This window comes from Noviherbaspirillum sp. Root189, from assembly GCF_001428545.1.
Classification (GTDB): Bacteria; Pseudomonadota; Gammaproteobacteria; order Burkholderiales; family Burkholderiaceae_D; genus Noviherbaspirillum.
Genome location: NZ_LMHZ01000051.1, coordinates 1 through 11,248 on the forward strand (window position 1 = coordinate 1; position 11,248 = coordinate 11,248).

At 57.1% G+C, this 11,248-nt stretch carries 3 protein-coding genes and 1 pseudogene; all 4 read right to left on the minus strand.

All coding sequences use genetic code 11. The features are described from left to right. A partial coding sequence (locus tag ASE07_RS22700; RefSeq protein WP_235548573.1) for a condensation domain-containing protein occupies window positions 1–2,080 on the minus strand: 2,080 nt, incomplete at its 3' end. After that, window positions 2,080–9,759, minus strand: coding sequence for a non-ribosomal peptide synthetase (locus tag ASE07_RS22705; RefSeq protein ID WP_057293107.1), 7,680 nt, complete (start codon window positions 9,757–9,759; stop codon window positions 2,080–2,082). The genes ASE07_RS22700 and ASE07_RS22705, both read right to left, overlap by 1 nt. Beyond that, window positions 9,756–10,220, minus strand: a 465-nt coding sequence (locus tag ASE07_RS29515; RefSeq protein ID WP_235548574.1) for a phosphopantetheine-binding protein, incomplete at its 5' end; no start/stop codon positions are given. The genes ASE07_RS22705 and ASE07_RS29515, both read right to left, overlap by 4 nt. A gap of 1 nt (window position 10,221) precedes the next feature. Continuing rightward, window positions 10,222–11,248 (minus strand): annotated as a pseudogene (locus ASE07_RS30925) (AMP-binding enzyme); the annotation flags it as partial.

Here is an 11,248-nt window from a genome sequence, read left to right on the forward strand (position 1 = left end):
TGCTTGCCGTCACGCCCAGCCGGAGTGTTCCCAGCACGGGTGCCGGCAGGCGTTCGTGCGTCAGCACCGCGACCGGGGCACTGTCCTGCAGCATGAAGGCGAGCCGCTCTGCCGGATAGGCCGGGTCCAGCGGCACGTAGGCGCCGCCAGCCTTCATCACCGCCAGGATCGCGACCACCATGTCGATGCTGCGTTCCATGCAGATCGCTACCCGCGCATCGGGCACCACACCCAGCGTGCGCAGGTGACGCGCCAAGCGGTTGGCGCGGCGGTTGAGTTCGTCGTAGCTCAGCTGTTGTGCTTCATGCAGCAGCGCCACTGCGTCCGGCGTGGCTGCTGCCTGTGCTTCGAACAGCTGATGCATGCACTGGTCTTGCGGATAGTCGGCCTGTGTTGCGTTCCAGTCCACAAGCAAGCATCTCTGCTCGTCGTGCGGGAGTACTTCGATCTCGCGAATCGGCGTCATGGGCGCCTGTTCCAGCGCCTGCACCAGATGCTCCAGCGCCGTATGCATGTACGTGCATATCCGCTCGGGATCAATTGGCATTTGCGCGATTGCACTCAAATGAAATGACTCTCCGAAATCGTCGACTTCCAGCGTGAGCGGATAGTTTGTGCGGTGCGCGCTACCGCCTAGCAGCTCGATTCCTTCTCCTCCCCGCTCAGTACCCATGTCCGGCTCGGCAACATGCGCCGCCGGAAGAGGATTCCTGTCAGGGTTGTGCCGATAATTCAGTAGAGCACCAAACAATGGCGTGGGCGCAATCACGCCACTGCAGCGCTGCGCACGTGCAAGGGACGTAAACTCATGGCGCATCAGCCGGGTCAGCAAGCCATGAACGTCTTCTACGCGCTTTTTAACCGGTGAGCCGTCTATGGATATACGGATGGGCAAGGTGTTGATAAACATGCCGGGAAGCCGCATCTTGCCGTCACCATCGCGCATACCGGCGAACAATACCGTTCCAAACACGACATCGCTGCGCCCTGAGACACGGGCCAGCACGCTCGCCCACGAAAGGTGAAACAGCGTGGCGGTACTGAGATGCAGCATGCGTGCGGCCGCGCGCAACCGTCGTGCGAGCGATGGTTCGACATGCAGCCCTTCTTCCTTGATCGGCAATCCATCGAAGGATATCTCGAGCAGAGAATAAGGTGCAGTTGGCTCATGTACATCACCCAGCATCTCTTTGAAAAATGCATCCTGCAGTCGGATACGGGCGCCATGACGGGCCTGCGCAACAAAATGACGGAACGGCACCGGCGCCGGCAGCTTTCGCGTTTCTCCTTCCAGAACAGCCTTGGTTTCTTCCTGTATGACTGCCAACGTTGCGCCGCCGATGGCAAGGTGATGACTTAACGCCAGCGCAATCCATCGACCCGAAAGCGAATCGCAGGCGACGACAATCTTGATAAGCGGAGCGGTTCGAATGTCGAGACGGAAGTGAGATGGATCAAAGCGTTCAAGGAGCTGCTTTGCGAAATTGCCGGATTCGGGGTGCAACTCCAGATCCTCAATCTTCAGTGGGGCGTGTCGCCACACGACCTGCACGGGCTCGTGCAGTCCCTCCCACAGAACGGCAGTGCGAAGAATGTCATGGCGGTGGATGACGGACTGCATTGCCTCGAAATACGCATCCATCTGGCGACGTGATTCGAAACTGAACAACACGTGCGACAAGTAAGGATCTCGGCGCTCCCCACTGATGTAATGAAAAAACATCCCTTCCTGCAGCGGGGCCAACGGATAAATATCCTGCACATTCCCTGCGCCGCCAGGCACGGCACTGACGATGCATTCGATCTCTTCCGCCGTGACCTCCATCAATGGCAGCATGTCTGGCGTGATTGCACTGCATCCTATCGGAATCCGGTTTTCCGGTACTTCTCCGATGCCATCGGGGCCGAGGTAATCGCCTGACTGAATCAGTGCCATCAATGCGTCTTTATTGCGCCTCAAGACGTCAATTAACGCAGGCTCGTCTACTATGCGTTCACTTCCGCGAACGATCAATTCGCTTCCTCTCACTGCGAGGGCAACATTTTTTTCGTTGAGCTGCTCGATCAGTTCCGAAAGCATCACAGTGCAATCTCCTTGATCCTTGCGCACGACAGTGCCATTTCAGCGATCGTCGGGCTTGAAAAAACCGTGCGCACGTCGATGTCCAATCTCATTTTTTTCATGCGCGCGATCAGGTCAACGGCGAGCAATGAATGGCCGCCAAGCTCGAAGAAGTCGTCATGGCGGCCGACGTTTTCTACCCGCAATACGTCTTCCCAGATGGCGGCCAGCAAAATTTCCGTCTCGCCCACCGGCGCTTCATAAGTCCGTCTGGATGGAGCCAAATCCGGCATGGGCAGCGCCTTCCGATCCAGCTTGCCGTTAGGGGTAAGCGGCAGACGATCCAGGAAAGTCACACTGCCCGGAAGCATGTAATCGGGAAGGATTCTTGCCAGGTGCTTGCGCACGTCCCTGATACTAGGCGTGGTCTTTTTCGCCAGCTGACGCAGCTTATTCAGATGATGCAGCCCTTGCAATGCCTGATTGGGCTCGATCCAGTCGACCAGGCATGCCAGTTCATCCACACCAATGTCTCGCAAGCGTTCAACCACAGGGAGGCAGGTATCCGGCGTTCCAATGAGCGATGCTGTCCTGGAATAGCGCTCAAATGCAAATGAAACAATTGTCTCGACCTCCGACTCCTTCAAGTTGTCGGTCGGGACATCCATCGCCTTTGCAAATGCTTCGAGCAATCCCAAGTGAGAGCGCATGTACCGAATGAAGGGTTCACGCGCATTTTCCAGGGTCTGGTTAAAATCCTCTCCCATGAAGGTATGGATCATGAGCGTGACTCGTCCGGCATCCGGGTCATGTCCATGCCGGGCACGAGCCTGCCGGTAGAGTGTAATGTTGGCTGCGACTTCTTCAATGCTTTGACCCAGCAAATGGGTCAGGATATTGGCGCCAAGCCGTCCCGCCTGAATGAACGTATCAGGGTTGCCGGAAGAAGTGACCCAGACAGGCAGTTCAGTCTGTACCGGCTTGGGATAAATTGTAATCTTCGATTGCTTTCCACTTCCATCCTGAAAGCCGATCTGTTCGCCGCGCCAGAGCGCTTTGACCGTCTCGATGCCGGAAGCCATGACATCCTTGCGATTGGCATAATTGTCGGGCGCAAGAACGAAGTCTCTTGGCATCCAGCCGGTCGCGAACGATACCCCAACACGTCCCCGTGACAGGTTGTCCACGACGGACCACTCTTCCGCAACCCGGATGGGATTATGCAAGGGCAGCACCACGCTACCGGCCCGCAAGTGAATCGACTTTGTTATGGTGGCAAGCGCTGCATTCAATATCGCTGGATTTGGGTACAGGCTGCCGACTTCGTGGAAATGCCGCTCGGGTGTCCATACGGCTTCGAACCCGTTCTCGTCGGCATAGCGCGCGGCCTCAAGATAGAGACGGTATTTGTCAGTTTGCTCATAGGTATCCGAGCCAAAATAGAACAGGCTGAAGCCCATCTGATTCGTGTTCCGTTCAGATTCCGTACCCGTCTCGTCATCCTGCAAAACGGCGTACGCCGCCAGTCGCGTATCACCAGCCACATCTTCGCGCGCCACTACGACGCATTGCCTGACTTGAGGATGTGTCGCCAGGGCCGCTTCGATCTCGGCCGGTTCGATTCTGAAACCACGCACCTTCACCTGATCATCAAGGCGCCCCAGAAATTCGATATCGCCATTGGGCAGATATCGTGCCCGGTCGCCCGTCTTGTACATCTTGGAGCCAGTTGGCCCACCAAGCGTCTCATCGATGAAGCGTTGCGCCGTCAGTTCCGGCTGATTCAGGTACCCGCGCGCGAGACCGTCGCCCGCGATATGCAGCTCACCCGCGACCCCGATCGGCACCGGCTGTGCGCTCGTATCAAGGATATAAATACGGGTATTGTCAATAGGACGACCAATTCGCGCCGCCACGTCAGCTGACGTCACGCGATGAAGTGCAGACCAGATTGTTGTTTCGGTCGGTCCATACATGTTCCAGACTGCAGGGACGCGTGCAAGCAGGCCTTCGGCAAGCGCGGCAGGCAACGACTCGCCGCCGCAAAGCACCTTCAGGGTCCGCGGGAACGGAGACCAGTCTTCTTGCAGCAACATGCGCCAGGTCGACGGCGTTGCCTGCATCATCGATACATCATGGGCGCAAATCAGCGTTGACAGCTGGGCCGGATCCAGTGCGGCCTCACGACGGGCGCAAACAACCCTCGCTCCTGTGATCAATGGCAGGTATAGCTCAAGTCCTGCAATGTCGAACGACAGCGACGTCACTGCCAGAAGAACATCGCCGGGTTCCAAGCCCGGCTCCTTGGCCATCGATGCCAAAAAGTTACTCAATGCGCCATGCTCGATAGCCACTCCTTTCGGCCTTCCGGTCGAACCGGATGTGTAAATAACGTAGGCAAGGTGGTTTGGCAGCGAAACCGTCGCAGGATTCGTATCCGGCATGGCATCCAAGAATGCCGTATCCGCATCAAGATAGACCGTTTGAATCTGATGTGACGCAGCGACGTGTTGCAAGTTGCGTTGCGTCAGAAGAACTGCAGGCGCACTATCCTGCAGCATGTATGCTAGGCGATCCCCCGGAAAGTCGGGATCCATTGGCACATAGGCACCCCCGGCCTTCAGTATCGCCAGAAGTCCGGCGACCATGTCGAGCCCACGGTCGACGCAAATAGCAACACGCGTCTCCGCAACTACGCCGAGACTCCTCAGATAATGCGCGAGCTGGTTCGCTTTCGCATTCAGCTCGCCATAGGTGAATTGTCCCTGTTCCGCCACGAGCGCGATGGCGTGGGGATTGCTACGTGCCTGCTCCTCAAAGAGCGCATGCACGGTTTGGAAAGAGCGGGCAGCGTCGGTCCGATTCCAGTCTTTCAGTATCTGCTGGCGCGCTGCCGTATCCAGCAATGACACCTGGTCTAGCGGCTGCTGGTCATCCGTGACCATTGCCACCAGCACGTTGCGCACATACCCCAGATGGCGTTCAACTGTATCCTGATCAAACATCGCGGCTGCGTAAACCAAGGCACCCACGATGCGGCCGTCGGCCTCCGCAAGGTTGAGTGACATATCGAATTTTGCCATCTCAGATCCGGTGCTGACCGGTGCCAATGCCAGTTCTGGCAGGTCCAGTTCACCCTGATCGTTGTTTTGCCATCCGAACAAGACCTGAAACAACGGACTATGGGCCATGCTTCTTGGCGGCCTGACTAGTTCGACAACCTGTTCGAAGGGAAGATCCTGGTTTTCCTGGGCAGCGAGCGCCTGAGACTTTACCCGTAGCAGCAGTTGCTCCAGCGTCGGATTCCCTGACAGATCCAACCGTATCGCGAGCGTATTGACAAAAAAGCCGATAAGGGGCTCGATCTCAGCACGAAGTCGGTTCGCTGTCGGCGTGCCGATCACCAAGTCACTTTGTCCTGACAAGCGCGCTAGCACGACGGACCAAGCCGTCATCATGGTCATGAACAGCGTGGTTCCATGTCGCTGTCCAAGGTCTTTCAATGCAGCCGTCAACTGCGCGTCAAGCTCCAGGATGACGGTGCCGCCCGTATAGCTTTGTTGCGCAGGGCGAGGCCGGTCGGTCGGCAATTCGAGGAGTACCGGCGCGTCTGCCAGAGTGCGCTGCCAGTAGTCCGCCTGGCGTTCCAGTATCGCGCCGTCAACCCAGCGTCTTTGCCATGCCGCATAGTCGGCGTACTGAATCGCCAGTGGTGGCAGTGGATCGGGTTGACCTTGAACGAATGCGCGATAAAGCGTGCAAAACTCGGTTGTAAGCAAACCTAATGACCAGCCGTCCGAGACAATGTGGTGCATCGTCACCATCATTACATGCTGATCGTCAGCGGTTTGAAGCAGGCAGCCGCGGATTGGCGGGCCGTCAATCAGGTTGAAAGGCGCGTTTGCAGTTTCGTCCAGCAAACGTTCAAGTTCTTTGTCCCGATCAATATATTCGCGCAGATCGTGCTCCTGCAATGAGAAACCGATATCCTTCGGAAGAATCTGTTGGGCAGGTTTCCCCTCAAACAAAGCAAACGTGGTTCGTAATGCCTCATGGCGCGCAACGATGCAATCCAACGCCTGGCGCAACGCACCGACATGCAGAGGCCCCGTCATCTGGAAAGCGATTGGGATATGGTACGCCTCGCTTACGCCTTCCATCTGGGCCAGGAACCAAAGACGCTGCTGTGCGAAAGACAAGGCGAGCGGCAGATCGCGTGCCACGAGTTGTACGGGTGGCAGACTGCTGCGCGCGGCGGCCTTAACTGAATTTGCGAACTCTTCCAGCGTCGGCCGGAGAAAAAGTTCGGTTACGCTGATCTCCACGCCGAGGACATCGCGGACCCGGGATGCGGTTCGAACGGCAAGCAGAGAATGCCCGCCAAGGTCGAAAAAGTCGTCAGTGCGACCTGCCCTTTCGATCTTCAATATGGCGCACCATATCCTGGCAATGGCCGTTTCGATTTCGTCGCGCGGCAAATCCTTGTCATCGGTGGCAATGGCCTGAATGCCGGGTTCGGGTAGTGCCTTACGGTCCAGTTTGTTGTTTGGATTGAGCGGGAACGTGTCAAGTCGAACAAATGCAGTGGGCAGCATGTATTCAGGCAACGTTTCCTGCAGGTGCGCCCGCAATGCCTCAAAGGATGGTTTGGGCGCGTCGTCTGCCGCGGTGTAATACGCTACTAGACGTTTGTCGCCTGGGCGGTCTTCGCGCACAAGCACGACTGATTCCCGAATACCCGGATAAGCGGAAAGGCGTGCCTCGATCTCGCCCAGCTCGATGCGAAATCCGCGAACCTTGACTTGAAAATCATTCCGTCCCCTGAACTCAATGACGCCGTCGTCCCGATAGCGCCCAAGGTCTCCGGTTTTATACATCAACGCGCCTGTCGCATCCGCAAACGGGTCAGGGATAAAGCGCTCCGCCGTCAGTTCAGCCTGGTTCACGTAGCCAAGCGCTACACCAACTCCTCCTATGTGAATTTCTCCCGTCACGCCCACAGGCGTGGGATAGCCACGAGAATCCAGAATATAAATTTGCGTGTTCGAGATCGGGCGTCCGATCGGAATGCTTTTTTCGTCTTCGGCAACCGAAGCAACCTCATGCGTGATCGCAAAGACTGCCGTCTCTGTCGGTCCATATCCATTAATCAGATGTTCGGGCCGGCCATTGCGCATCGCCTGTGCGATTACGCGAGGGTCCAGCGCGTCCCCGCCAACCATCAGGTAGTTCAGTTTTGGAAGAACATCGGTTAGAAAACCCGCGTACTGGTTGAACAAGCCTACGCTTATCCATAGAACGTTAACGGCGTGCGCTCTCAGGCTTTCTCTAAAGCGTTGCGGATCGAGGACATCCGGCTGATCAATGACTGCAATGGATGAACCATTGAGAAGTGGCACCCAGACTTCGAGTGTGTTAGCGTCCCACGCCGGATTGGACGAGTATGCGAAACGGTGACTGCCATTGAAACTGGCATAGCCGTTGTTGATTGCGACCCGCCCAATGGCCCGGTGGGGGACGATGACTCCCTTCGGTTGTCCGGTGGAGCCGGAGGTATAAGTGATATGCGCTGCGGCTTCGCTGCTAACTGATACGCTCAGGTTGCCAGTATCGCTGGTCCCGAGATCGACGGTATCGAGGTCCAGGCGCATGACGCCATCCGGCACAGGCAGTGACACTCCCGAATCCGTCACTACCATGCTGGCCTGGCAGTCTTCAATGATAAACAGATGGCGCGCGGCCGGCGCGCCAAGATCAAGGGTGACAAACACGGCGCCGCATTTGACGGCTGCGATTTCAGCCGTGATGATCTCGATTGAGCGATCGAGCAGCAACGCCACCGGCATGCCCGGTAAAATTCCCTGGCGCTGCATATGTCTTGCCAGCCGGTTAGCATTGGCGTTGATCTCGCAATAGGTGATGCTGCGTTCCCGGTGTACGACCGCTACCGATTCCGGAGCCGCGGCGGCATGTGTCTCGAACAGTTCGTGAATGCACAGGTGGCGCGGGTAGTCTGCGCTGGTTGCGTTCCATTCGACCAGCAATTGTTGACGTTCCTCCGGCGGCAGTACGTCGATCACATTTAATGGTGTATCCGGCGCGCATTCAAGGGCATCTACTAATTGCGCGAGCGAAGTTTGCATATACGTGTGTATACGCTGCGGGTTTATCGGTGAACACGCCTGCGCATTGAGTACGAAGCCTTCTCCTTCGTCATTGATATTCAAGGTTAGCGCATAGTTGGTGCGCAGTTCGAAGTTCCGCGTCGCTGAATTTGTCGGCGAAGGCGAAGCGGGTGCCGCGATATCACTACCGCTCCGTCCTGCATGGGGATTATGGCGATAGTTGAGAATGGAAGTGAACAACGGGGTCTGCGGGGGGACTGCGCTGCAGCGTTGGGCTAGCGCCAACGACGCATGTTCATGCCGCAGCAGGTCGGCCATCAATGCATGCACGGTGCGCAGGCCTTTCTGCACGGAGTCTTCACCGATCCGGATTCGTACCGGCAAGGTGTTCATGAAAAGCCCTAGGGCCCGATCCGTTCCTTCGTGGCCCTGCGTGCGTCCAATCAACACGGTGCCAAAGACCACATCATCGCGCCCCGACAGTCGTGCAAGCGTCAATGCCCATGCCAAATGACATAGTGTTGCCGGGCTCGCGACGAGCCGTCGCGCCGTCTCACGCAGTCTTCTGGCAAGTGAAAGGTCGAGTTCCTGCCATGCCTCCAGTATTTCGGAACCGTCGCCATGCACATTCATCAAACCGAACGGTGCCGTGGGTTCATCTACGTCACCCAGCAAACTTTTAAAAAAGCTTTCGTGCTCGTGCCGGCTTGAACCAAGCCGCGTTTGGGCGACGAAATCGCGGAATGGAAATGGCGTTGTCAAATCCATGGAGCGGCCAGCCAGATGTGCCTCGATTTCTTGAAGCAGAACGCGGTGCGTGGTGGGGTCGCTCAGCAAATGATGACTCAGCCACAGCGCAGACCAGTTATCTGTTGAGGTGTCGTGTGCAATGAACACCCGCATAAGCGGTGCCTGTCCAAGATCGATTCGATAATGGCGCGGATCAAACCGGGCTCTCAGGTTTTCGGCAGCATTGCCAAATTGCGGAAGCACCTCAATCTGTTCAACGATCAGCTTGGCTTTTCTCCATACAACCTGGACCGGTTCGGTGATGCCTTTCCAAAAAAAAGACGTGCGCAGGATGTCGTGTCGGTTTATTACAGCTTGCAGCGCATTGATGTACTCCTGCAACTGCGTCTTTGTTGCAAAGTCATACATCATCGGCGCCAGGTACATGTCGCCCTTGTTTTCAAGCTGATAATGAAAAAGAATGCCTTCCTGTAACGGAGCCAGAGGATAAATATCCTGAATATTTGGAGCGCCCCCCTCAACAGAGCGAACAATGAGGGCGATATCTTCGTTTGACAGTTCTACGAGCGGGAGCATCTCCGACGTAATTGCATTGCATCCGGTCGGGATTCCATTTTTTGGAACTTCAATCGCCGTAGTTCTCGGCGCTATATATTTTCCGTCTGTGATTAATTGAATCAGTTCGCTTTTGTTATTCCGCAGAAGATCAAGCAAGGAAGGCTCCAGCGCATTTCTTTTGCCTTGAACTATCAGTTCCTCCCCCTTGATGGTCAGGGCGATCTTCTTCTCATCCAGTTGACGCAATAGCTCGGGAACACTCACAGTGCAACCTCCATGTCTTCTACGGCAGCGGCCAATGCCGCCAGCGTCGGAGCAGTGAATAAAATTCGTATATCCGCATGCAGGTTTATCTTGCGCATGCGATCGATCAGCGTTACTACCAGCAGTGAATGTCCACCGAGCTGGAAGAAATTATCGTGACGTCCCACTTTCTCCAGCCCCAGCACTTCGGCCCAGATCGCCGCCAGCGTGGTTTCGACTTCGCCTTGCGGTGCTTCATATGCATGGCTCGCATAGGCATCGCCATCCGGCGCCGGCAGCGCCTGGCGGTCAAGCTTGCCATTCGGCGTCAGCGGCAGGGTGTCGAGTGCGACATAGGCAGCCGGCACCATGTATTCGGGCAACGTCGCCGACAGCTGCACGCGCATGCCTTCCGCTTCCACCGTGCCCGGCTCGTCTTCCGTGTAGTACGCCACCAGCCGCTTGTCGCCCGGCTGATCCTCNCTTCAATCGTCGTGATTGTGTCACGTTGCTGCTTAAGTGGCTCTGTACAAGGGATCACGAAAACGTCACTCGCATAGGCATCGCCATCCGGCGCCGGCAGCGCCTGGCGGTCAAGCTTGCCATTCGGCGTCAGCGGCAGGGTGTCGAGTGCGACATAGGCAGCCGGCACCATGTATTCGGGCAGCGTTGACGACAAGTGCACGCGCATGCCTTCCGCTTCCACCGTACCCGGCTCGTCTTCCGTGTAGTACGCCACCAGCCGCTTGTCGCCCGGATGATCCTCGCGTGCTATCACCGCAATTTCTTTGACCCCGCGATACTGCGCCAGCTTCGCTTCGATCTCGCCCAGTTCGATGCGCATGCCGCGCAACTTSACCTGGTGATCATTGCGTCCCAAAAATTCCAGGTTGCCATCGGCACGATAGCGYGCCAGGTCCCCGGCAATTTCCGTATCGCCTACCGGCGCTTCATAAGCTTGCGTTGTGTGGATTCCACTTTCCGGCGCCGGCAGCGCCTGGCGGTCRAGCTTGCCATTCGGCGTCAGCGGCAGGGTGTCGAGTGCGACATAGGCAGCCGGCACCATGTAYTCGGGCARCGTCGCCGACAGCTGCACGCGCATGCCTTCCGCTTCCACCGTGCCCGGCTCGTCTTCCGTGTAGTACGCCACCAGCCGCTTGTCGCCCGGCTGATCCTCGCGTGCAATCACCGCAATTTCTTTGATCCCGCGATACTGCGCCAGCTTCGCTTCAATTTCGCCCAGTTCGATGCGCATGCCGCGCAACTTCACCTGGTGRTCATTGCGTCCCAAAAATTCCAGGTTGCCATCGGCACGATAGCGTGCCAGGTCCCCGGTCTTGTACATCCGTGCACCCGGTTCATTGCTGAACGGATCGGCAACAAAGCGCTCGGCTGTCAGCTCCGGCTGGTTCAGGTAGCCGGTCGCTACCCCCGCACCGCCGATATGGATCTCGCCCGCCACCCCCACCGGCACAGGCTGGCCGTAGCCATCCAGCACATAGATCCGGGT